Origin of the sequence: uncultured Cellulomonas sp. (assembly GCF_947494015.1) — a bacterium.
Taxonomy (GTDB): Bacteria; Actinomycetota; Actinomycetes; order Actinomycetales; family Cellulomonadaceae; genus Pengzhenrongella.
In genome coordinates this window covers 123,535-146,698 of the sequence record NZ_CANLTL010000001.1, presented here as the reverse complement: position 1 = coordinate 146,698, position 23,164 = coordinate 123,535, and the positions used below count along the sequence as shown (strand labels likewise).

The following is a 23,164-nucleotide window of genomic DNA, read 5'->3' as shown; positions in this document are numbered from 1 at the left end:
CAGTCGCGCGGGTCGGGGGCGCCGCCCCGCGTGCCCGTGCGGGTGACGTCGGCGTGGCCTACACGTCGGCCGGTGCCGCCAGCCCCGCGGCTGGGCGGACGCCGTCGTCGGCGGCCGACGCGCGACGGTCCTTGGGCGGGTCGAACCGGTAGCCCACGTTGCGGACGGTGCCGATCAGGGCCTCGTGCTCGAGGCCGAGCTTCGCGCGCAGGCGGCGGACGTGGACGTCGACCGTGCGGGTGCCCCCGTAGTAGTCGTAGCCCCACACCTCCTGGAGCAGCTGGGCCCGGGTGAACACCCGGCCGGGGTGCTGCACGAGGTACTTGAGCAGCTCGAACTCCTTGTAGGTCAGGTCGAGCGGGCGGCCGCGCAGCCGGGCGGTGTAGCCGCCGGCATCGATGGTCAGCTCCCCCGACGAGATCTCCTGCGGTGCGTCCTGGACCGTCTCGCGCGCGCTGCGCTCGATGACGAGGCGGATGCGGGCCTCGACCTCGGCCGGGGACGCCTGCTCCAGCACGATGTCGTCCGCGCCCCACTCGGCCGTCAGCGCGGTCAGCCCGCCCTCGGTGAGCACCAGCAGCAGCGGCACCGCGAGTCCGGTGGCGCGCAGCAGCCGGCAGGTGGTGCGGGCGACCACGAGGTCGCGTCGGGCGTCGAGCACGACGACGTCGGCATCCGGCGCGTCGACCAACGCGGAGGGCTCGACGGGAAGCACCCGCACCCGGTGGGACAGCAGTCCCAGGGCGGGGAGCACCTGCGCTGAACCCCCGGCGGTCGGCGTCAGGAGCAGGAGCTCTGCCACAGGACCTCCCGGGAGGGGTGAGGGGCCAGAGTAGCCCGCGGCCCGGCTCCGACGGCGTCACGCCATGGTCTGCGAGACTCCTCGGCGTGCTCGCCCGCCCACGACCCCCGCTGACCCGCCCGTCCCCGGTCCCCGCGACACCGGCCGCGCGGCGGCGACCGGCCCGGCGCCGGACCGAGACGGCCACCACCCGATGACCGTCTCCACCCGCGCGGTCGTCACCGCCGCCGTCGCCGCGCTGGTCGCCGTCGCGGCCTCGCTCGGCGAGGTCGCGCTGGTCGTGCTCGCGGCAGTGCTCGCGCTGGCGGTCGCCGCCGGCTGGCCGGGACTGGCCGACGCCCCGGCGCGGCGCGGTGCGGGCGCGGTGATCGCACTGGGCGGGCTCGGCGGCGTCCTGGCGGTGACCTTCACGACCGGGGAGCCGTACCTGCGTGAGCTGCCCGAGGTGCTCGCGCTCGCCGTCGTGCTCGCGTTCCTGCACGAGCTCGTGCGCCGCGACGGGCGCGAGCGGCTCGTGGAGTCGGTCGCGGCGGTCGTGTCCGGCGTCCTGGTGGCGGCGTCCGTCGCCGGGTGGGTCGCGGCCGGCCGCACCACGGGCGGCGAGCCGGTCGTGGTGACCGGGGCGCTCGCGCTCGCGGTGGGCTCCGCGGTGTCCGCCGTGCACCTCGCCGGGTGGCTGTCCGCGCTGGTGACGATCGTCGCCGCCGCGGGCGCCGGGGCGGGCGGGGGCGCCCTGCTGCCCGAGGTCGACGTGCTCCCCGGCGCGCTCATCGGGGTCGCCGTCGGCATCCTCATCGCGACCCTGCACCGGCTGTTCGACCGGCTGCCGGTGATGCGCCGTCGCTGGCCCGCCGTCGCGGGGGCGGTCCTGCCGGTGACCGTGACCGGGATCCTCGTCTACGTCGTCGGCCGGGTGCTGGTCGGCTGATGGCCGGGGAGCCGCCGACCGACCGGCTCCCCCGCGCTGTGGCCTCGGCCACTCCCGACGCCCCGCGCCGCGACCGGTCGGTAGGATCGCCGCATGTCGATCCCCGCGCTCGAGATCTTCTACATCGGCCTGCTCGTCCTGGCCACGCTCGCGATCGGCTGGATCGCCGGCCTGGTGATCTGGCGCCTGTACAAGGGCCAGCGCTGATCTGACCGAACGACCGCAGCGGGGCCCGGCCACGCCGGAGAGCCCCGCGCCGACGGAAGGTTCCCCATGCCGTTCTCCCTGCCCGAGGGCCTCGCGCCCGAGGTGTACCCGCTCGCCTGGCTCGTCGGGCGGTGGCGCGGCGAGGGGGTGGTGGGCTACCCCGGCATCGAGGAGGCCGCCTTCACCCAGGAGGTCGAGTTCGACCACGACGGCGGGCCGTACCTGCGCTACACCTCCACGATCCGCCTCATCGTCGTGCCCGACGACGCCGCCGAGCTCACCTCCGACGCGGACGAGTCCGGGGACCCCGCGGCATCCGGGCCGGACGACGAGCCGCTGCGCACCGCCGGCGGCGTCGTGCCGCCCCAGGCCGCCCCGGACGCCGGACCGGTCTGGTCGACCGAGTCGGGCTACTGGCGGGTCTCGACCGAGCGGACACCGGACCTGGCCGAGAACCAGTTCCCGGTCGAGGTGCTCATGGCCGACCCGGCCGGGCACGTCGCGGTGTACGTCGGCAGCGTGGGCAACGGCCGCGTCGACCTGGTGAGCGACCTCGTCGCGCGGACCTCGACCGCCGCCGAGGTGGCCGCCGCCAAGCGCCTGTACGGCCTGGTCAACGGCGAGCTCATGTGGGCCTGGGACCTGGCGGCCTTCGGCAACCCCATGCAGACGTACGCCTCCGCGCGCCTGACCCGTCAGGGGGAGTGATGAGCCCGCTGCTCGGTCGCCGCGGCGCCGTCCCCGCCGCCGGCGTCGACGACGGGGTGGCGTGGCACTACGGGGACCCCACGGCCGAGCAGCGTGCGCTGGCCGCGGGCGGCGCCGTCGTGGACCTGTCCCACCGGGGTGTGGTGCGCGTGGCCGGGCCGGACCGCCTCACCTGGCTGCACTCGATCACCTCCCAGAACCTGGTCGGCCTGCCCCCGCGGGTGTCCACCGAGCTGCTCGTGCTCAGCCCGCAGGGCCACATCGAGCACGCGGCCGGGGTCGTGGACGACGGCGAGGCGACCTGGCTGCTCACCGAGGGCTCGCACGCCGCGCCGCTGGCCGCGTGGCTGGACCGGATGCGGTTCACCCTGCGGGTGGAGGTCGCCGACGTGTCCGCGGACTGGGCCACGCTGGGCGAGCCGGTCGCGTCCGACGGCGGCCAGGGCGAGCCGGTCACGTGGCGGGACCCGTGGCCGCACACCCAGCCGGGCGGCACCCGCTACGGCCGGCCCGACGACGAGCACCCCGGGGCCGACCGGCCGTGGCGCCTGGTGCTGGTGCCCCGCGCCGACCTCCTCACCGCGGTCGCCGAGCGGGAGGCGGCCGGGTGGCGGCTGGCCGGCACCTGGGCCGCCGAGGCGCTGCGCGTCGAGGCCTGGCGCCCGCGGCTGGCCACCGAGGTGGACCACCGCTCGATCCCGCACGAGCTCGACTGGATGCGCACCGCGGTGCACCTGGACAAGGGCTGCTACCGCGGGCAGGAGACGGTCGCCCGGGTGCACAACCTCGGCCGGCCGCCGCGCCGGCTGGTGATGCTGCACCTCGACGGCTCGGGGCACCTGCTGCCCGAGCGCGGCGCCGAGGTCCGGGCCGGCGACGCCGCGGGGCGCGCGGTCGGCCAGGTCACGACCGTGGCGCGCCACCACGAGCTCGGCCCGGTGGCTCTGGCGGTGGTCAAGCGCAGCACGCCCGAGGACGTGGACCTGGTGGTCGACTGCGACGGCGGTGCGGTGGCCGCCGGCCAGGAGGTCGTGGTGCCCGGCGAGGGGGTCTCGGTGGACCGGCCGGCGCAGCGGGGCCCGGTCGCCCGGGGCCTGGGGCACCGCCCTTCCCTGTGAGTCCGGTGGACCGGCACGCGGCTCGGCGGGCGGATCCGGCGCGGTGAGCACGCGATGAGCAGACGATGAGCACGGCCCAGCCCGTCCCGGCGTCGCGGCGCCGGGCGGTGCGGCTGCGCTCGCGGGTCCGCCAGGGCGCGTCGCGGGTACGCGGCTCCGCGCTGGCGATCCTCCAGGCCGGCGTGGCCGCCGGTGGCTCGTACGCGATCGCCCGCTACGGCCTGGACCACCCGTACCCGTTCTTCGCCCCGGTCTCGGCGTGGATCGCGCTCGGGTTCAGCCAGACCCGCCAGCTGCGCCGGGTGGCCGAGCTGGCCATCGGGGTGGCGATCGGCGTCGGGCTCGGAGACCTGCTCGCGCACGTCATCGGCAGCGGGTGGTGGCAGATCGGGCTCGCGCTCGTGCTCGCGGCCTCCGTCGGCCGGTTCCTGGACCGCGGCGGCATGCTCGCGACCCAGGCCGGCGTGCAGGCGGTCGTCGTGGTCGGGCTGCCCGCCTCGGTCGCCAGCGGCGGCGCCCTGGGCCGGTGGACCGACGCGCTCGTCGGTGGCGCGGTCGCGGTCGCCGTCGCGGCGCTCACGCCCGGCGACCCCCGCCGGCTGCCCCGCCGCGCGGCCCGGGCGGCGCTGCTCGAGCTCGCCGCCACCCTGGACCAGCTGGTGCGCGGCCTGCGCGGGCGTGACGCCGACGACCTGGAGGACGCGCTGCTGCGCGGGCGCGCGTCCCAGCCGGCGTTCGACGAGTGGCGTGCGGTCGCCCTCGGAGCGCGGGACATGGCCCGCGTCTCGCCGCGCTGGCTGCGCTACCGGACCGAGCTCACCGCCCTGCAGACGGCGTCCGCGCTGGGCGACCGGGCGCTGCGCAACGCGCGCGTGCTCGCGCGCCGGTCGGTCACCCTGGCCACCGGGCCGCACGACCTGGACGAGCTCGCGGTCGTCGTCCACGAGGTGGCCGCGGCCACCGAGCGGCTGTCCGAGGCGTTCGGCGCCGGGATCGGGCTCGACGGGGCGCGCGGCCGGCTCGGCGAGATCGGGCGGCGGCTGGACCCGTTCGCACTGGCGCCGGACGACTGGCAGGTGCAGAGCCTGGTGCTGCTGCTCAGATCCCTGGTGGTCGACCTGCTCGAGGTCGCGGGCGAGGACCCGGCGGCGGCGCGGGCGCTGCTGCCGGAGATCTGACGCCGCCCCCCGGGGCGTCTCGTAGGCTCGGCCCGTGATCGCCACCGCGCAGACGCTCGTCTACATCGCCCTGTACCTGGTCGTCTTCGTGCTGTCCGCCTGGGCGCTGCTCGACGCCGCCGTCCGCCCCGCCTCGGCGTTCGTGAGCGCCGGCAAGCGGACGAAGACGTTCTGGCTCGTGGTGACCGGCGCCGCGACCGCCGTCTCGTTCATCGCCCTGCCGCCGCTGGGCCTCGGTGGCTTCCTGGTGATCATCGCCGCGGTCGCCGCGGGCGTGTACCTCGCCGACGTGCGGCCGGCGGTCAAGCCGTACTCCGGCGGCCGCGGCGGGCGCGGGCGGGGTACGCCGCCGTCGCGCGGCGGTGGCTGGTGACCGACGTCGCCACCCGCGCCGTCCCGCTCGCGCGGGTGACGCGCGGGGAGCTGGTGGAGTCGGTGCACCTGGGCCACCTCGTCGTCCTCGGGCCGGACGGGGACGTCCGGCTCGCCCTGGGGGACCCCGACGTCGTGCTGTGGGCGCGCTCGTCGCTCAAGCCGCTGCAGGCGGTCGCGCTGCTCGGCGCGGGCCTCGACCTCGACGGTGCCGCGCTCGCGCTCGCGTGCGCGAGCCACTCCGGTGAGCCCGTCCACGTCGACGTGGTGCGCTCGGTGCTGGCCGGCGCGGGGCTGTCCGAGACGGATCTGCAGAACACCCCGACCCTCCCGCTGGACGCCGCCGCCGCGCTGGACTGGCAGCGCGCGGGCCGGGGCCCGCAGCCGGTCGTCCAGAACTGCTCGGGCAAGCACGCCGCGATGCTCGCCACGTGCGTCGCCGCGGGCTGGCCCACGGCCGACTACCTGGCCCCCGAGCACCCGCTGCAGCGGGCGGTCCGGGACGGTGTCGAGGCCCTCACCGGCGTGGCCGTCGACCACGCCACGGTGGACGGGTGCGGCGCCCCGCTGTTCTCCACGACGTTGAGCGGCCTGGCACGCGCGTTCGCCACCATCGCCGCCGCCCCGCGCCGCGCGCCCGGTGGGGCCCCCGCCCGGGTCGCCGCCGCGATGTCGGCGCATCCCGACCTCGTGGGCGGCGCCGGCCGCGACGTCACCCGCGTCATGCGTGCCGTGCCGGGGCTGGTCGCCAAGGACGGCGCCGACGGCGTCTACGGCGCGGGCCTGCCCGACGGCGCCGCGGTCGCCTTCAAGGTGCTCGACGGCGGGGACCGGCCGCGGGCCGCGGTCCTCGGGGCGGCCCTGGCGGTCGCGGGCGCCGACGGCGAGGCCCTGCGTGCCGTCGCGCGGACCCCGGTCCTCGGGCACGGGCGACCGGTCGGCGCGGTGCTGCCCACGTTCGGCCCCGAGGACGCCGCGCGGGCCGGTCGATGAGGGCGGTCGTCCAGCGGGTGACCCGGGCGTCGGTCACCGTGGACGGCGCCGTCGTCGGCGAGCTGACGGAGCCGGGCCTGGTGGTGCTGCTCGGCGTCGGGCACGACGACGGCGACGCGCAGGTCGCGACCATCGCCCGCAAGGTCGCCGAGCTGCGCGTCCTGCGCGGCGAGCGGTCGGCCGCCGAGGCCGGCGCGCCGGTGCTCGTGGTCAGCCAGTTCACCCTGCTCGGGGACACCCGCAAGGGCCGGCGCCCGACCTGGAACGCCGCCGCCCCCGGCCCCGTCGCCGAGCCGGTCGTGACCGCCGTCGTCCAGGCGCTGCGGGCCCGGGGGCTGACCGTCGCGACGGGCGTGTTCGGTGCCGACATGGCGGTCGAGCTGGTCAACGACGGGCCCGTCACCCTGCTCCTCGAGGCCTGAGCGCCGCCGTCGTGACCGAACCGTGACGCCCCGCCGGGGGCCGTCACGCCTGCGGCGAACACGGGCAGTACGGGCCGGTGCCCGCGGTTAGCCTGGGCAACACGCAGACCCAGGTCGGGCTCCCACGCCCGGCTGCACGCCGCTCGTGAGGAGTGCACATGTTCGAGAGATTCACCGACCGAGCCCGCCGGGTGGTCGTCCTCGCCCAGGAAGAGGCGCGGATGCTCAACCACAACTACATCGGCACCGAGCACATCCTCCTGGGCCTCATCCACGAAGGTGAGGGCGTCGCAGCCAAGGCGCTGGAGTCCCTGGGGATCTCGCTCGACGCCGTCCGCTCGCAGGTGCAGGAGATCATCGGCGAGGGCCAGCAGGCCCCGTCCGGCCACATCCCGTTCACCCCGCGCGCCAAGAAGGTGCTGGAGCTCTCGCTGCGCGAGGCGCTGCAGCTCGGCCACAACTACATCGGCACCGAGCACATCCTGCTCGGCCTCATCCGCGAGGGCGAGGGCGTCGCCGCCCAGGTCCTCAACAAGCTCGGCGCCGACCTCAACCGCGTGCGCCAGCAGGTCATCCAGCTGCTGTCCGGCTACCAGGGCAAGGAGCCGGTCGCGGCCGGCGGCCCCGCCGAGGGCCAGCCCGCCGGGTCCGCGGTGCTGGACCAGTTCGGTCGCAACCTGACCCAGGCCGCTCGGGACACCAAGCTCGACCCCGTCATCGGGCGCGAGAAGGAGATCGAGCGGGTCATGCAGGTGCTGTCCCGCCGCACGAAGAACAACCCCGTCCTCATCGGCGAGCCCGGCGTCGGCAAGACCGCGGTCGTCGAGGGCCTCGCGCAGGACATCGTGCGCGGCGACGTGCCCGAGACGCTCAAGGACAAGCAGCTCTACACCCTCGACCTCGGTGCGCTCGTCGCCGGGTCCCGCTACCGCGGTGATTTCGAGGAGCGGCTGAAGAAGGTCCTCAAGGAGATCCGCACCCGCGGCGACATCATCCTGTTCATCGACGAGATCCACACCCTCGTCGGGGCGGGTGCCGCCGAGGGCGCGATCGACGCGGCCAGCATCCTCAAGCCCATGCTGGCCCGCGGCGAGCTGCAGACCATCGGGGCCACGACGCTCGACGAGTACCGCAAGTACGTCGAGAAGGACCCCGCCCTCGAGCGCCGGTTCCAGCCCATCCAGGTCTCGGAGCCGAACCTCAAGCACGCCATCGAGATCCTCAAGGGTCTGCGCGACCGGTACGAGGCGCACCACCGCGTCTCGATCACCGACGGCGCCCTGGTGGCGGCGGCGACGCTCGCCGACCGGTACGTCAACGACCGGTTCCTGCCGGACAAGGCGATCGACCTGGTCGACGAGGCCGGTGCGCGGCTGCGCATCCGCCGGATGACCGCTCCGCCGGAGCTGCGTGACCTCGACGAGCAGATCGCCGAGGCACGCCGCGACAAGGAGTCGGCCATCGACGAGCAGGACTTCGAGAAGGCCGCCCGCCTGCGCGACACCGAGAAGCAGCTCGGCCTGAAGCGGGTCGAGAAGGAGAAGGCCTGGAAGTCCGGTGACCTGGACTCCGTCGCCGAGGTGGACGAGGACCTGATCGCCGAGGTGCTCGCCATCGCGACCGGCATCCCGGTGTTCAAGCTCACCGAGGAGGAGAGCTCGCGCCTGCTCCACATGGAGGAGTCGCTGCACAAGCGGGTCGTCGGCCAGGAGGCGGCCATCAAGGCGCTGTCCCAGGCGATCCGCCGCACGCGGGCCGGGCTCAAGGACCCGAAGCGTCCCGGTGGCTCGTTCATCTTCGCCGGCCCCACCGGCGTCGGGAAGACCGAGCTCGCCAAGGCGCTGGCGGAGTTCCTGTTCGACGACGAGGACGCGCTGATCCAGCTCGACATGTCCGAGTTCTCCGAGAAGCACACGGTCTCGCGGCTGTTCGGCTCGCCCCCCGGCTACGTCGGGTACGACGAGGGCGGTCAGCTCACCGAGAAGGTGCGGCGCAAGCCGTTCTCGGTCGTCCTCTTCGACGAGGTCGAGAAGGCGCACGCGGACATCTTCAACTCGCTGCTGCAGATCCTCGAGGACGGTCGCCTGACCGACTCCCAGGGTCGGGTGGTCGACTTCAAGAACACCGTGATCATCATGACGACCAACCTCGGGACCCGGGACATCGCCAAGGGCGTGCAGACCGGGTTCCAGGCCGGCGGCGACCTGTCGACGTCGTACGAGCGCATGAAGGCCAAGGTGAACGACGAGCTCAAGCAGCACTTCCGGCCCGAGTTCCTCAACCGCGTGGACGACGTCGTGGTGTTCCCGCAGCTGTCGCAGCCCGAGATCTTCGCGATCGTCGACCTGATGATCAGCAAGCTCGACCTGCGGCTCGCGGACAAGGACATGCAGATCGAGCTCACGCCGGCCGCCAAGAAGCTGCTGTCGGAGAAGGGGTACGACCCGGTGCTCGGTGCGCGTCCGCTGCGCCGTGCGATCCAGCGCGACATCGAGGACCAGCTCTCGGAGAAGATCCTCTTCGGCGAGCTGCACGCGGGCCAGAAGGTCGTCGTCGACGCCGTCGGCGAGGGTCTGCTCGGGGAGTTCACCTTCCGCGGTGAGCCCAAGGGTGACCGGACCTTCGAGCCGGTGGGCATCGGCGCCGCGGGCACGCCCGGCTCGGGCACCGACGTCCCGCCCGCACCGCCGGCCTCGGCGTCGGGTGACGCGGGTGTGATGCCGCAGCTCGGCTGACCGCGCCGAAGCCTCACGGGGCCCGGATCCGCTGCCAGCGGGTCCGGGCCCTCGTGCGTCCGGGGCAGACATCTGCGGCGCACGGGTCAGATGTCGCTCTGGGCAACCGATGGGGAGGGCGCAGCCCACCGGCGGGCTGCCCCCGACCCGTCCCGAGGTGCCCCATGTCGCAGCAGTCCATCGCCCGTCACGACCACCGGCTGAGCTGGTGGTCACGTCGCTCCATCCGGCAGAAGGTGCTCACCCCCGCCCTCGTCGGTGCCCTCGTCGCCCTGGTGATCGGCCTGGTCGGCCTGTCCGAGCTCAGCGCGAGCGCGCAGCGCAGCCAGGACATGTACGAGGGCAACATCCAGGGCATCAAGGCCCTCAACGCGCTGTCGGTGACGCGCAAGAGCCTGTCGCTCAGCGTCCGCGACATCTACCTGGCCGGCGACGGACCCGACGCCGCCGCCACGGCGCAGGAGTACACGGACCTGCAGCAGACGTTCGACGACCAGCTCGACGCCTACCTGGCCACGGGCGTCACCGCGCAGGACGCGGAGCGCGTGGAGCAGGTGCGGGTCGCGCTCGGGCAGTACGTCGACGGCGTCGAGCGGCTGCTCGCGCCCTACGTCGAGCAGCAGGACGGGCAGGGCTGGCTCGCGACGAACAACTCGGCCGTCGCACCGCTGGCCGAGAGCGTCAGCAGCACGCTCGGCGACATCATCGACAGCGAGGACGCGCAGGCGGCGCAGAGCGCCGCGGCTGCTGCCGATGCGTACGACGGTGCGCGGACGCTGAGCATCGTGCTGCTGGTGGTCGGGATCGCGATCGGCCTGACCACCGCCGTGCTCGTCGCGCGCGGCGTCACCGGGTCCCTCGGCCGGCTCCAGGACGGGCTGCGCCGCCTCGCCGCCGGTGACCTGTCCACCGCGACCACGGTGGCCTCGGGTGACGAGGTCGGTCAGATGGCCGGCTCCCTGGAGGAGGCCCGCGCGTCCCTGCGGGCGTCGATGGCCACGATGAGCGGCAACGTCAGGCAGCTGTCCGGGGCTGCCGAGGAGCTGCGCGGGACGTCGTCGGACCTGTCCCGCGCGGCGCAGGAGTCCGCCGGCCAGGCGGAGGCGGTCTCGGCCGCGGCCGGTCAGGTGTCGGGCAACGTGCAGACCGTCGCGGCCGGCGCGGAGCAGATGGGCGCCTCCATCCAGGAGATCGCCACCAACGCCGCCGAGGCCGCCCGGGTCGCGGGGCACGCGGTGGACGAGGCGCTCTCGACCACGCAGACGGTGACCCGGCTCGGGGCGTCGTCGGCGCAGGTGGGCGCGATCGTGGGCCTCATCACCTCCATCGCCGAGCAGACCAACCTGCTCGCTCTGAACGCCACGATCGAGGCGGCCCGGGCCGGTGAGTCCGGCAAGGGGTTCGCCGTCGTCGCGGCCGAGGTCAAGGAGCTCGCGCAGGAGACGGCACGCGCCACCGAGGACATCGCCCGCAGCATCACCGCGATCCAGGGGGACACCGCCGAGGCGGTCGCGGCCATCGGTCGCATCTCCGAGACCATCGCGCGGATCAACGACTTCCAGTCGACGATCGCGGCCGCCGTCGAGGAGCAGACCGCGACCACCACGGAGATCTCCCGCAACGTGGTCGAGGCGGCCGGGGGTGCCGACGCCATCGCGCACTCCGTCCACGCGGTGGCGACCGCCGCACGCGGTGCCACCGAGGGTGCCGACTCGGCCTCGCACGCCTCCGAGCAGCTGTCCCAGATGGCGTCGCAGATGGAGGGGCTGGTCGGGCGCTTCCGCCTGTGAGCCGTCGGCCGGGCGAGGGCCCGGGTCGGCCGGTCGTCGGCCCGGGGCCGCGGCGTGGCAGCGCGGCGGGGCGGTGGCGCGGCGTCGGTCGCGGTGGGGGCGGCTCTCGGCGGGCCCCCGCCGCCGCACCGGTCTACCGTCGGACGCTGCAGGCGACCCTCGGGTGCGAGCCCGGCCCGCCGGCAGCCCACCGGCCGGCCACCACCGGACCCTCCCAGCACGGACGTGGAGCTCGACGCCCCCTCATGCCCACCTCGGACCGCCCCGCCGACCGTCCCCACCCCCGCACCGGCACCCGCACCGGCACCCGCACCGGCTCGGACGCCGGCGCACCCGTCGTCAGCACGCTCGCCAGCTTCCGGCGCCTGATGCCGGTCGTCCGCCCCGTGCTCCCGCGGCTGGTGGCCGGGATGCTGTGCGCCCTCGGTGCGAGCCTCGCGGCGCTCGCGGTCCCCCAGGTCCTCGAGCACCTGGTGGACGCCACGCTCCTGGACGCGCGGACCGGCGACCGGTCCGGTCTGTGGCGTGCGGTCGCGGTGGTGGTGGGCCTGGGCGTCCTGGAGGCGGTCCTGATCTTCGCCCGGCGCGCGTTCATCCTCGTGCCCGGCACGCACGTCGAGGCGCGCCTGCGCCGCCGGCTGTTCGAGCACCTGCAGGACCTGCCGGTCTCCTTCCACGACCGCTGGCCCGGAGGTCAGCTGCTGTCCCGCGCGATGTCCGACCTGGGGCTGCTGCGCCGGTGGCTGTCCTTCGGGATCGTCATGCTCGTCGTCAACACCACGACGATCCTGGTCGGCGCGGCGCTGATGATCTCCCTGGGCGGGCCGCTCGGCGTGCTGTACCTGCTCGGAGCGGTGCCGGTCGTCGTCCTGAGCTTCCGGTTCTCCCGGCGGTACCGCGTCATCTCGCGGCGCAGCCAGGACCAGGCCGGTGACCTGGCGACCACCGTGGAGGAGTCGGTGCACGGCATCCGCGTGCTCAAGGCGTTCGGCCGCGGCGGTCACGCGCTGGAGGGGTTCGCGCAGCAGGCCGACACCCTGCGCTCGACGGAGCTGCACAAGGCCCGCGCGCTCGCCGCGATCTCGTTCTCGCTGTCGACGATCCCCGAGGTGGTCCTGGGCGTCTGCCTGTTCTGGGGCGTGTTCCGGGTGGCCCAGGGCGACATCGACGTCGGTGCCCTGGTCGCGTTCTTCGCGACGGCGTCGGTGGTCAACGCCCCGGTCGAGCAGGTGGGGCAGCTGCTGTCGATGACGCTGACCGCCAGGACCGCCGTCGACCGGCACGTCGAGGTCCTCGACACCGCCAACGACGTCGCCGACCCCACCGAGCCGGCGCCCCTGCCGCGGGACGCCGACGGCCGGGTCACCGCGCGCGGGGCGCTGACCTTCTGCGGGGTGCACTTCGCCCACGGTGACCGGCGGTCCGGGGACCACGCCGAGTCCGCGGACGCCCTCGGTGCGGCCGGAGCCCGGGACGTGCTCGACGGCGTCGACCTGGACGTGCGCGCGGGGGAGACCATGGCGCTGGTCGGGCTGACCGGGTCGGGCAAGACGACGCTCGCCATGCTGGTCCCCCGCCTGACCGACGTGACGGCCGGCAGCGTGCGGATCGACGGGGTCGACGTGCGCGACATGGCGCGCAGCGACCTGCGCAGCCTGGTCGCGGTGGCCTTCGAGGACGCGACCCTGTTCTCGGACACGGTGCGCGCCAACGTGCTGCTCGGGGCGCCGCCGTCCGCGCGCACCGACGCCGACCTGGACCGGGCGCTCACCGTGGCGCAGGCCGGGTTCGTCCACGACCTGCCGCAGGGCGTCGAGACCCAGATCGGCGAGGAGGGCCTGGCGCTGTCCGGCGGGCAGCGTCAGCGCCTGGCGGTGGCCCGCGCGATCGCCGCCCGGCCCCGCGTGCTCGTGCTGGACGACCCGCTGTCCGCCCTGGACGTCTCGACCGAGGAGCTGGTGACCCAGGCTCTGCGCCAGGAGGTCGAGGGCACCACGACGCTGGTGGTGGCGCACCGGCCGTCCACGGTCGCGCTCGCGGACCGGGTCGCGGTGCTGCAGGACGGTCGGATCAGCGCGGTCGGCACCCACCCGGAGCTGTTCGCGACGCACGACCACTACCGGCACGTGATCTCGAGCCTGGAGGAGAGCGAGCAGATGGCGCGGGTGCAGCGATGAGCGCACCTCGGGTGTCCGCGGTGGAGATGGCCGACGCCGCCCGCCGCGACCCGCAGGCGGCCGCAGGCTTCGGCGTCGCCGACGAGGACAACACCGACCCCGACCGGGGGCAGTCCCGCAGCATCCGCCGCCGCTCGCTGCGGCTGCTGTCGTCCCTGCTGGAGTCCCGGCGACCGGACTTCGCGCTCGCGGTGACGCTCGTCGTCCTCGCGCAAGCAGCCCGGGTGGCCGGACCACCGTTGATCGCGCTCGGCATCGACGCCGGCCTGCCCGCCGCGCGGGACGGCGACCCGAGCCGGATCGCGCTGATCGGCGGGGCCTACGTGCTGGCGGCCCTGGTCGCCGGGGCGTGCACCGCCGGCTACATCCGGGTGGCCGCCCGGGTGAGCCAGGCGGTGCTGCTGGACCTGCGCCGGCGGGTGTTCCGCCAGACCCAGCGGCTGAGCCTGGAGTTCCACGAGTCCTACACGTCGGGTCGGATCATCTCCCGGCAGACCTCGGACCTCGAGGCCGTCCGCGAGCTGCTCGACTCGGGGCTCACCGCACTGGTCCAGGGCGCGCTGTTCATGGCGTTCACCGCCATCACGCTGTTCGCCCTCGACTGGCGCAGCGGGCTCATCCTGGGCGTCGCGGTCGGGCCGGTCTACCTGCTGACGAGGTGGTTCCGGAAGCGCTCGCAGCTGTACTACCGCATCACCCGGGTGGCCTCGGCGCGGCTGATCGTCAACTTCGTCGAGACCGTCACCGGGATCCGCGCCGTCCAGGCGTTCCGGCGCGAGCCCGCCAACAACGCGACCTACGCCGAGCTCACCGAGGACTACCGGGCGGTGAACGCCAGGGCGATGGGGCTCAACGGCGTGCTGGACCCCGGCCTGGTCATCATCGGCAACCTCACGGTCGCCGCGGTCCTGGCCGCCGGCGGCCTGCGGGTACTCGACGGGACCATGGACGTCGGCGTGCTGCTCGCCGTGGTCCTCGCCACCAAGCGCTTCTTCCAGCCGGTCCAGCAGATGGCGATGTTCTACAACGCCTTCCAGTCCGCCGCGGCCGCGCTAGAGAAGATCTCCGGCCTGCTCGAGGAGGAGCCCTCGATCCGCGAGCCCGTCCGTCCCGTGCCGATGCCGCACGTGGCCGGCGCGGTGCGCTACGACCACGTCGCGTTCCGGTACGGGCAGGGCGAGCTCGTCCTGCCCGACCTCACGCTGGACGTCCCGGCGGGTCAGACGGTCGCGGTGGTCGGCGAGACCGGCTCGGGCAAGAGCACGCTGGCCAAGCTGCTGTCCCGCTTCTACGACGTCAGCGAGGGCCGGGTGACGCTCGACGGCGTGGACCTGCGCGACATCTCCTCGGCCGACCTGCACCGGGCGGTGGTCATGGTGACGCAGGAGGCGTACCTGTTCTCCGGCAGCGTCCGGGAGAACATCGCCCTGGCGAAGCCCACCGCGACCGACGAGGAGGTGGTCCGGGCGGCGCGGGCCGTCGGCGCGCACGACTTCGTCCTGGAGCTGCCGGACGGCTACGACACCGACCTCAACAAGCGCGGCGGCCGCGTCTCGGCCGGGCAGCGACAGCTCATCTCCTTCGCGCGCGCGTTCCTCGCCGACCCGGCCGTGCTCATCCTCGACGAGGCCACCAGCTCGCTGGACATCCCCGGGGAGCGGCTCGTGCAGCAGGGCCTGCAGACCCTGCTCGCCGACCGCACCGCGGTGATCATCGCCCATCGGCTGTCGACGCTGGCGATCGCCGACCGGGTCCTGGTGATGTCGGACGGGCGCGTCGTGGAGGACGGCTCGCCGGCCGAGCTGGTGGGCGGGGACGGCCGGTTCGCCGCCATGCACGCCGCGTGGCGCGACTCGCTCGTCTGAGGGCGGCGCGCCGGCAGCGCGCCGGCCCGGTGGCCGCCGCCGTCCGACCGGGCGTCGTCGCTCAGGCCCCGGTGAAGCCGAGCTGGCGCCAGGCCTCGTACACCGCGATCGACGCCGAGCTGGTCAGGTTCAGCGAGCGCCGCCCGGCCAGCATCGGGATGCGCACCCGGTCCGCCACCCGGGGGTCGGCGAGGACCTCCTCGGGCAGCCCGGTGGGCTCGGGCCCGAAGAGCAGCACGTCGTCGGGCCGGTACGCCACGTCGGTGTAGACGGTGTCCGCGCGGGTGGTGAACGCCAGCACGCGCGCGTCACCGAACGCGGCCCACGCCGCGGCGAGGTCCGGATGCACCTCGACGTGAGCGAGGTCGTGGTAGTCCAGGCCGGCGCGGCGCAGCTTGGGCTCGGACAGGTCGAAGCCCAGCGGCTCGACCAGGTGCAGCTCGGCACCCGTCACGGCGGCGAGCCGGATCGCGTTGCCGGTGTTCTGGGGGATGCGGGGCTCGAAGAAGAGGATGCGGACCACGGCCCGATCGTCCCACCGGTCCCGGGACCGCGTGCCATGACGGCCTGCGCATCAGCCCACCCCACCCCATGCCGAGCGTGACGTTCCGGACCTTTCCGGCGTGCTGAGAGGTCCGGAACGTCGCACTGGGCAGGGGTAGGGGTGCTGTGGCGGGTGACGTCCGGACCAGCTCAGCGCAGTCGGCCGACGAGGTCGCCGTGGCTGCCGTCGCGGGCGAACACCGGGACCGAGGTGAGCGGAGCCGGTACCTGGACCTGCTGACCGCCGTCGTACGTCCGGCCGTCCCGCAGGTCGGTCCAGCGAGCACCGGTCGGCAGGTAGACCTCGCGGCTCGTGGCACCCGCCGCGAGCACGGGGGCCACGAGCAGGTCCGGTCCGAACAGGTACTGGTCGTCGACGTCCCAGCAACGGCCGTCGTCGGGGAACTCGTGGAACAGCCCCCGCATGACCGGCTGCCCGTGGGTGTGCGCCTCGTCCATGACCGCGCGCGTGTAGGGACGCAGCGTCTCGCGCAGGTGCACCAGGTCGGCGAGGACCTCGAACACCTCCTCGCCGAAGCTCCACAGCTCGTTGGGGCCCCCGCTGCGCAGGCGACGCGAGCCGTCGGCGGCGCGAACCTCCTCGTACGGCAGCCGGTCGCCGTGCAGGCGCATGACCGGGCAGAAGGTGGCGAACTGGAACCACCGCACCAGCAGCTCGCGGAATGCGGGGTCGCGACCGTCGCCGCGGTGGAAGCCGCCGATGTCCGTGGTGAACCACGGGATGCCGGCGACCCCCATGTGGACCCCCGCGGTGATCTGCCGGCGCAGGTCGTCGAAGGTGGAGGAGATGTCACCGGACCACACCAGAGCGCCGTACCGCTGGCTGCCCGCCCAGGCGCACCGCACGAGGTTGACGACCGCGTCGTGGCCGTCGGCTCGCTGCCCGTCGAAGAAGGCGCGTGAGAACAGCTGGGGGTAGATGTTGCCGACCTGCGCGTTGGGCCCCAGGTGGTAGCGGTAGTTGTCGAAGTCGTACACGCCGTACTCGGGCTCGGCCTCGTCGAGCCAGAACAGCCGGATCCCGTGCCGGCCGTAGGTGCGCCGGCAGGTCTGCCACAGCCGCTCACGGGTGCGGGGGTCGGTCATGTCGAGGAAGGCGCTCGGACCCTCGAACGCCATCTGGACGTCGATCCCGCGCTCGCTGCGCACCAGCAGCCCGTCCCGGGCGAACTCGGCGTAGTTCTCCGACTCGACGGACACCTGGGGCCAGACCGAGACCATGAGCTCGACGCCGAGCTCCCGCAGCTCGCGGACCATGGCGGTCGGGTCGGGCCAGAACTCGTCCTCGAACCGCAGGTCACCCATGCGCGGCCAGTGGAAGAAGTCGGCCACGACGACGTCCATCGGCAGACCGCGGCGCTTGTGCTCGCGCACCACGTCCAGGAGCTGCCCCTGGTTCCAGTAGCGCAGCTTGCACTGCCAGAAGCCGAGCCCGTGCTCGGGCATCGGGGGAGCGTGCCCGGTCGCGCGGGCGTACGCCGAGGCGATGCGGGCCGGGGTCGGTCCGGCGGTCACCCAGTAGTCCAGCTGACGGGTGTGCCCCGCGACCCACTCCGTCCGGTTGGTCGCGAAGGTGGCGCGGCCGATGGCCGGGTCGTGCCACAGGAAGCCGTACCCGGCGCTGGACAGCAGGAACGGCACGCTGGCCTGGGAGTTGCGGTGGGCGAGCTCGAGCGTGCAGCCCTTGAGGTCCAGCACGTGCTGCTGGTACTGGCCCATCCCGTAGAGCTTCTCGCCCGGGACCGGCTCGAACGACGCGGTCACCTCCAGGTCCCCGCCGAGGTGCGGGCGCAGCGCACGGGCGCGCAGGTTGAGCGACCCGCCGGTCCCGAGCTCGCGGAACAGCAGTCGGTCCTCGACGTGGTCCCAGAACGAGACCTCGCACCGGAACACGCGGTGGCCGACGACCTCCTGCAGGTTCTCGGTGTGCTCCAGGACCACGCGCAGCCGTCCGTTGACGAGCGTCGCGGTCTCCCCGCGGACGCTCACCGTCGCCGGTGTGGCGTCCGGCGGCAGCAGCGCCCAGTCGGTGTCCTCGACGTCGCGCTTGAGCGTGGCCCGCACGCGCACGCTGTCGGCGCCCCACGGCTCGACGACGAGGACCTCCCCGCCGCCGCGCCACACCACCCGGGCGCCGTCGACCGTGAAGGCCGAGGTCGCCTCGCCGGTCCCGGGGCCGGTCACGACGCCGGCAGCGTCGGGACGAACACGCGCATGGTCGACGGCTCCCGCTCGGCCCACTGGTGGTACGGGACCATCCGGACGTCGTGCGCGTCACCGGCGGTGGCGACGGCCGGCCGGCCGCCGTACGGGAAGGGGCTCTCGACCGCGGGGGTCGCGCGCACCCGCACCCGGGCACCGTCCCCGTCGGTGACCGGCTCCACCCCGGCGTCGAGCCGGACGTCGTCGAGCCCGACGCCGGCCGGCAGGTCGGTCGACTCCAGGCACAGCACGACCGGGCCGCGCTCGACGGCGACGCAGCCGCGGACGGCGTCGATCCGCGGGTCCGGCCAGGTGAACCGCGGCTCGACCGGCAGGCGCAGCGTCACGCGCCGGCCGGCGACGACGTCGGGCACGTCGGCCCAGCCCGGCTCCACCGCGGACGTCCCGTCGGCGGTGTCCAGGACGGCGCCGGACGCCCAGTGCGGCACCCGCAGCCGCAGCGTCAGCGGACGGTCCGGCGCGCTGACCACCTCGACCGCGACGTCCCCGTCCACGGGGTAGCCGGTGGTGACCCGCAGGACCACCCGGTCACCACCGGGCAGCTCCACGTCGACCTCACCGGCCGCGTACTGCAGCAGGGAGACGGTGTCGCCCTCCACGGCCGCGGCGTAGGTGTGCCACGTGGCGAGGGTGCGGGCCACGTTCGTCGGGCAGCACGAGACGTCGAACCAGGGCGCGCGGACGCCGCCCTCGGCACGCGCGTTCTCGGCGTCCTCCAGGACGTCGGTGCCGGCCACCCGCTGCTGGAGCGGGTTGGCGTAGAAGAACGCCCGACCGTCGGACCGGGGCGACGTGGCCACGACGTTGTAGAACGTGCGCTCGACGAGGTCGGCGTACCGCACGTCACCGGTCGCCAGGTACAGGCGCCAGGAGACCATGACCGAGGCCACGCCGGCGCACGTCTCGCAGTAGGCGCGGTCCGGCGGCAGCTCCCAGTCCTCGCCGAACCCCTCGTCCTGGTGGCGCGAGCCCATCCCGCCGGTGATGTAGGTGCGGCGCCCGACGGACCGCTCCCACTGGCGCTCGACCGCCGCGAGCAGCTCGGCGTCGCCGGTGTCGACGGCCACGTCGACGGCCGCGGCCGTGAGGTACAGCGCGCGCACGGCGTGGCCCCGCCAGGCGTCGGCCTCCCGGACCGGGACGTCGTCCTGGAAGTAGGCGGGCGACAGGAGGGCGATCGGGGCGAGCAGGCCGCGGCCCCGACGCTCGACGAAGAGGCGGGCCTGCTCGAGGTAGCGCGGCTCGTCGAGCGCTCGGCCGAGCTCGGCGAGCCCGACCTCGATCTCGGGGTGTCCGCAGATGCCCTCGCGCGCGCCGGCGCCGAAAGTGCGGCAGACCTCGTCGGCGGCGCGGCGCGCGATCGGCACGAGGCCGCCGGGCGCACCGGTGCGGTGGACGGCGACGGCGGCCTGGAGCAGGTGACCCGTGCAGTAGAGCTCGTGCCCGCTCTCCAGGTCGGAGTACCGCGGCCGCTGACCGGCGTGGCCGAAGCACGTGTTGAGGTAGCCGTCGGCGTCCTGGGCGCGGGCGACCCGGGCGGTGAGCTCCTCGAGCAGCCCGTCGGCGTCGGCGTCGCCGGTCCGCCCGTACTCCCACGCAAGGGCCTCCATGAGCTTGTAGACCTCGGAGTCGGAGAACTGCCACCCGGGGCGCTCGGCCCCGGTGGCGCCCTCGGCGACCCGGTCGAAGTTCGCCAGCCAGCCCAGCCGCTCCATCCAGGTCAGGCAGTGCCGCAGCGACGCGCGCGCGTTGGCGCCCTGCAGGTCGCCCCAGAAGCCGCCGTCCAGGCGGACCTCGCCCGCACCGGCACCGCGGCGGACGCCCGCGGCGGGCACGACGGGACGCGCGGTGGCCTGCCCGACGGCGGCGTCGAGGAGCTCGTGAGTCATGTTCAGTCCTTCACAGCGCCGGCGGTGACCCCGGCGGCGACATAGCGCTGGGCGACGACCAGGAGGATCGCCGCGGGGACGGAGGCGACCACGGCGGTCGCCATGATCGAGTTCCACTCCGTGGTGTTGTTGCCGATGTACTTGTAGATGCCCAGCGTGACCGGGATGAGGTCGCCGTTGCGGTCCAGGGTCGAGGCGAAGATGAAGTCCGACCAGGCCCACAGGAACGCGAACAGCGACACGGTCAGCACCGAGTTCCGGCTCACCGGCAGCACGATCGACCGGAAGACCCGCCACGGGCCGGCGCCGTCGATCGTCGCAGCCTGGATGAGCTCGCGCGGGATGCCGGCCATGAAGGCGCTGAACAGCAGGACCGCGAACGGCACCGCGATGGTGGAGTCCGCGACGATGAGCCCGCCGACCGAGTTCAGCAGACCCAGGCGGACGTAGATGGCGTAGAACCCCATCGCCATCACGACGGCCGGGATCATCTGGGCGACCAGCAGCAGGAAGTTCAGCGGCCCGCGCCCGGTCAGGCGCAGGATCGCGATCGCGTAGCCGGCCGGTGCGGCGATCAGCAGCGTCAGCGCGACGCAGCCGAGCCCTACCAGCAGGCTGGTGCCCAGTGCCGGCAGCTGCTGTGCCATCACGTTGGCGTAGCCGTCGAAGGTGGGGTCGACGGGGAACCACTGCGGGGGGTCGAGCCGCAGGTCGTTGGTCCGGGTCAGCGAGACGTTGACCATCCAGTAGACCGGGAACAGCATCAGCGCCGTGAACAGGACGCCGAGCGCGGTCTTCCACCAGGTGCGCGTGGTGCTCATGACTTCTCCTGACGGCGCTGCAGCTGCAGGTAGAGCAGGCCGATGGCGAGGGCGACGAGGATGAGGACGTTGCCGACGGCGGCGGCCGGCGAGAAGTCGGGTTGGCCGGTTCCGAAGGCCTCCCGGTAGGACCACACGGCGAGGGTGGTCGACGCGTTGGCCGGCCCGCCGTTGGTCATGATCCAGATCACGTCGACCACCTTGAGCGTGTAGACGAACCCCAGCAGCAGCGTGATCGCCGAGACCGGTCGCAGCAGCGGGAACGTGATCCGCCAGAACTGCTGCCAGCCGTTGGCGCCGTCCAGGGACGCGGCCTCGTACACGTCGCCGGGGATGTTCTGCAGCCCCGAGTACAGGATGACGAGGTTGAACGGGATCCCCAGCCAGATGTTGGCGATCGTGACCGACCAGATCGCCATCGTCGGCGAGGTCAGCCAGTTGATCTGGCCGACGCCGAACGCCGCGAGCACCGAGTTCACGATCCCGTTGTCGCTGTTGAGCATCCACGACCAGGTGGACGCCGACACGATCAGCGGCAGCAGCCACGGGATGAGGAACATGCCCCGCAGGAGGCCGGACAGGCGGAAGTTGTTGCGGAAGAACACCGCCAGCGCCAGGCCCAGGGCGTACTGGAAGATCAGCGACACCACGACGAACACCACCGTGTTGCGCACGGCCGGCGCGAACGTGGCCGAGGTGATGATCTCGCGGTACTTCTCGAGCCCCACGAACTGCGCGTCGCCCTGGACGAAGGCGCGCACGGTGTAGTCGTGCAGGCTCAGCTCGAGGTTGCGGTACAGCGGGAACACGTAGAAGACCAGCATGTAGATCAGCAGCGGCGCCGCGAAGGCCGCCGCGGCCCACCGGTTGGAGCGGGCGCGGGGGCGGGGCGACCGCCTCGGGGGGGCGACGACCGGTGCGGTGCCGGACGCCCCCCCGGGCGTGCCCGTGCTCCCGACCGGGGTGGAGGTCGTGCTCATGACGTCATCCAGGTGAGGTCGTGGTGGTCAGGTCTGCTCGGCGCCCCGCAGGGCCCGGCGGGATGCCGAGGGCTCCTGCCGGGGCGCCGGTCGAGGGGTCAGCTCGTGGCGGACTCGGCGGCCTGCTGGGCGGCCGAGAGAGCCTCCTCGGGGGACATGGCGCCGGACAGGGCGTTCTGCACCGCCGTCCACAGCTGCTCGGAGATGACCGGGTAGTCGGTGCCCAGGTCGTCGCTCGTGCGCCCCTTGGCGTCCCGGACGGCGTCGACCCAGGTCTGCAGCTCGGGGTGCTCCTCGAGCAGCGCCTCCTGACCGGGTTCCGTCGGCGGGATGTAGTAGGCGAACGTGTTCGCCGTCTCGACCAGGCCCTCGGGCGTGGTCATGCACTCGATGATCTGCGACGTCGTCTCGTAGCGTGCCTCGTCGTCCTGGACCGGGGCGGTGATGAACTCACCGCCCGTGGGCGCCGGGGCGCCGCCGCCGTCGACCGCCGGGATCTGGATGTAGCCGGTCTCGAAGTCGGCCTCCGCCGCGCTGTTGACCTGCCAGGTCCCGTTCTCGCCGAAGGCGAAGGTGCCGGTCAGGAACTCCTCCCAGGTGGTGTTCTGGGAGTTGTTGATGGCGGACTGCTGGGCGTAGCCGGCGTCGAGCCAGCCCTTCCACAGCGACAGCGCCTCCACGGCCTCGGGCGAGTCCAGCGCGGTGAGGTCGGCCCCCGCGCCCCAGAACCACGGCAGGAACTGGAACGAGCCCTCCTCGGTGCCGATGCCCGCGAACGTGATGCCCTTGTTGCCCGTGGCGGCGACCTTGGCCAGCGCGTCGTCCAGGCTCGCCCAGTCGGTGATGGACGCCGGGTCCACGCCTGCTGCGTCGAGGATGGCCTTGTTGTAGTACAGCGCGAGCGTGTTGGCCCCGATCGGGATGCCGTAGGTCTCGCCGTCGACGACGCCGGCGGCGAGCAGGTTCTCGTCGAACGCGTCGGTCTCGAATCCGAGCTCACCCATCGTGGTGAGCATCCCGGTGTCGGCCAGCGTCGACACGGCGGGGTTGTCGATGAGGATGACGTCCGGCGAGGTGCCCTCCTGCGCGGAGAGCAGGGCCTGGTTGGTCAGCGCGGTCGTGTCGTAGGCGGTGCGCTCGATGGTGACGCCGGCCTCGTCGCCGCACGCCTGGACGCGCTGCGCCCAGTCGGACGAGTCGTCGTGCTGGGGGTAGGGGTCCCACCACGTGAACGTGCTGTCCGTGGCTCCGTCGCCGCCGGCGCCGCCCTCGGTGCCGCCGGAGGAGCAGGCGGTCAGGCCGAGGGTGAGCACGCCCACGGCAGCCAGGCCGCGGACGGGCAGGCTGAGCCTGGGCAGGGTGCGGATGGGAAGGGTGAGACGCTTCACGACA

General features: G+C 73.9%; 18 protein-coding genes. 11 read left to right on the top strand and 7 right to left on the bottom strand.

The window, feature by feature from the left end; translation table 11 throughout:
- Nucleotides 1-58: 58 nt before the first annotated feature.
- Nucleotides 59-802 (bottom strand): response regulator transcription factor, encoded by a 744-nt coding sequence (locus Q0840_RS00615; protein ID WP_298454813.1) that lies wholly within the window; start codon nt 800-802, stop codon nt 59-61.
- 193 nt (nt 803-995) lie between these two features.
- Here Q0840_RS00615 and Q0840_RS00610 point away from each other — a divergent pair, with 193 nt between their 5' ends.
- The 11 genes from Q0840_RS00610 to Q0840_RS00560 all read left to right on the top strand — a co-directional run bounded on the left by Q0840_RS00610 (nt 996) and on the right by Q0840_RS00560 (nt 15,295).
- Nucleotides 996-1,730, top strand: a complete 735-nt coding sequence (locus Q0840_RS00610) for a hypothetical protein (protein ID WP_298454811.1) — start codon at nt 996-998, stop codon at nt 1,728-1,730.
- A gap of 273 nt (nt 1,731-2,003) precedes the next feature.
- Nucleotides 2,004-2,645, top strand: coding sequence for an FABP family protein (locus tag Q0840_RS00605; RefSeq protein WP_298454809.1), 642 nt, complete (start codon nt 2,004-2,006; stop codon nt 2,643-2,645).
- Entirely contained in the window at nt 2,645-3,763 is a 1,119-nt protein-coding gene (locus tag Q0840_RS00600) for a folate-binding protein YgfZ (protein ID WP_298454805.1), read from the top strand. Before Q0840_RS00605 ends, Q0840_RS00600 begins: the two co-directional genes overlap by 1 nt.
- Before the next feature lie 65 nt (nt 3,764-3,828).
- Nucleotides 3,829-4,941, top strand: a complete 1,113-nt coding sequence (locus Q0840_RS00595; RefSeq protein ID WP_298454803.1) for an aromatic acid exporter family protein — start codon at nt 3,829-3,831, stop codon at nt 4,939-4,941.
- Between the two features lie 34 nt (nt 4,942-4,975).
- Nucleotides 4,976-5,314, top strand: a complete 339-nt coding sequence (locus Q0840_RS00590; protein ID WP_298454800.1) for a DUF2516 family protein — start codon at nt 4,976-4,978, stop codon at nt 5,312-5,314.
- Nucleotides 5,311-6,306 carry an asparaginase gene (locus Q0840_RS00585; RefSeq protein ID WP_298454797.1) on the top strand — a complete coding sequence of 332 codons (996 nt, stop codon included), beginning with the start codon at nt 5,311-5,313 and terminating at the stop codon, nt 6,304-6,306. The genes Q0840_RS00590 and Q0840_RS00585 overlap by 4 nt, the downstream gene beginning before the upstream one ends.
- On the top strand, nt 6,303-6,728 hold the full coding sequence (gene dtd / locus Q0840_RS00580) for a D-aminoacyl-tRNA deacylase (protein ID WP_298454794.1): 426 nt from the start codon (nt 6,303-6,305) through the stop codon (nt 6,726-6,728). Before Q0840_RS00585 ends, dtd begins: the two co-directional genes overlap by 4 nt.
- A gap of 158 nt (nt 6,729-6,886) precedes the next feature.
- The gene (locus Q0840_RS00575) at nt 6,887-9,463 is read left to right on the top strand and encodes an ATP-dependent Clp protease ATP-binding subunit (protein WP_298454790.1); all 2,577 of its coding nucleotides are present in this window, start codon (nt 6,887-6,889) and stop codon (nt 9,461-9,463) included.
- Between the two features lie 164 nt (nt 9,464-9,627).
- The gene (locus tag Q0840_RS00570) at nt 9,628-11,253 is read left to right on the top strand and encodes a methyl-accepting chemotaxis protein (RefSeq protein ID WP_298454787.1); all 1,626 of its coding nucleotides are present in this window, start codon (nt 9,628-9,630) and stop codon (nt 11,251-11,253) included.
- A gap of 368 nt (nt 11,254-11,621) precedes the next feature.
- The gene (locus tag Q0840_RS00565; protein WP_298455504.1) at nt 11,622-13,430 is read left to right on the top strand and encodes an ABC transporter ATP-binding protein; all 1,809 of its coding nucleotides are present in this window, start codon (nt 11,622-11,624) and stop codon (nt 13,428-13,430) included.
- Nucleotides 13,427-15,295, top strand: coding sequence for an ABC transporter ATP-binding protein (locus Q0840_RS00560; protein WP_298454783.1), 1,869 nt, complete (start codon nt 13,427-13,429; stop codon nt 15,293-15,295). Before Q0840_RS00565 ends, Q0840_RS00560 begins: the two co-directional genes overlap by 4 nt.
- A 61-nt stretch (nt 15,296-15,356) precedes the next feature.
- On the opposite strand, the gene Q0840_RS00555 is transcribed toward Q0840_RS00560, so the two are convergent.
- The 6 genes from Q0840_RS00555 to Q0840_RS00530 form a co-directional block, all read right to left on the bottom strand.
- Nucleotides 15,357-15,818 (bottom strand): tRNA (cytidine(34)-2'-O)-methyltransferase, encoded by a 462-nt coding sequence (locus Q0840_RS00555; protein ID WP_298454781.1) that lies wholly within the window; start codon nt 15,816-15,818, stop codon nt 15,357-15,359.
- 170 nt (nt 15,819-15,988) lie between these two features.
- Nucleotides 15,989-18,043 (bottom strand): TIM-barrel domain-containing protein, encoded by a 2,055-nt coding sequence (locus Q0840_RS00550; protein ID WP_298454778.1) that lies wholly within the window; start codon nt 18,041-18,043, stop codon nt 15,989-15,991.
- Nucleotides 18,040-19,971, bottom strand: coding sequence for a glycoside hydrolase family 127 protein (locus Q0840_RS00545; protein WP_298454775.1), 1,932 nt, complete (start codon nt 19,969-19,971; stop codon nt 18,040-18,042). Before Q0840_RS00545 ends, Q0840_RS00550 begins: the two co-directional genes overlap by 4 nt.
- A gap of 2 nt (nt 19,972-19,973) precedes the next feature.
- Nucleotides 19,974-20,792 carry a carbohydrate ABC transporter permease gene (locus Q0840_RS00540; RefSeq protein WP_298454773.1) on the bottom strand — a complete coding sequence of 273 codons (819 nt, stop codon included), beginning with the start codon at nt 20,790-20,792 and terminating at the stop codon, nt 19,974-19,976.
- Nucleotides 20,789-21,772, bottom strand: a complete 984-nt coding sequence (locus tag Q0840_RS00535; protein ID WP_298454770.1) for a carbohydrate ABC transporter permease — start codon at nt 21,770-21,772, stop codon at nt 20,789-20,791. The genes Q0840_RS00540 and Q0840_RS00535 overlap by 4 nt, the downstream gene beginning before the upstream one ends.
- 98 nt (nt 21,773-21,870) lie before the next feature.
- On the bottom strand, nt 21,871-23,160 hold the full coding sequence (locus tag Q0840_RS00530) for an extracellular solute-binding protein (protein WP_298454767.1): 1,290 nt from the start codon (nt 23,158-23,160) through the stop codon (nt 21,871-21,873).
- Nucleotides 23,161-23,164: the final 4 nt, after the last annotated feature.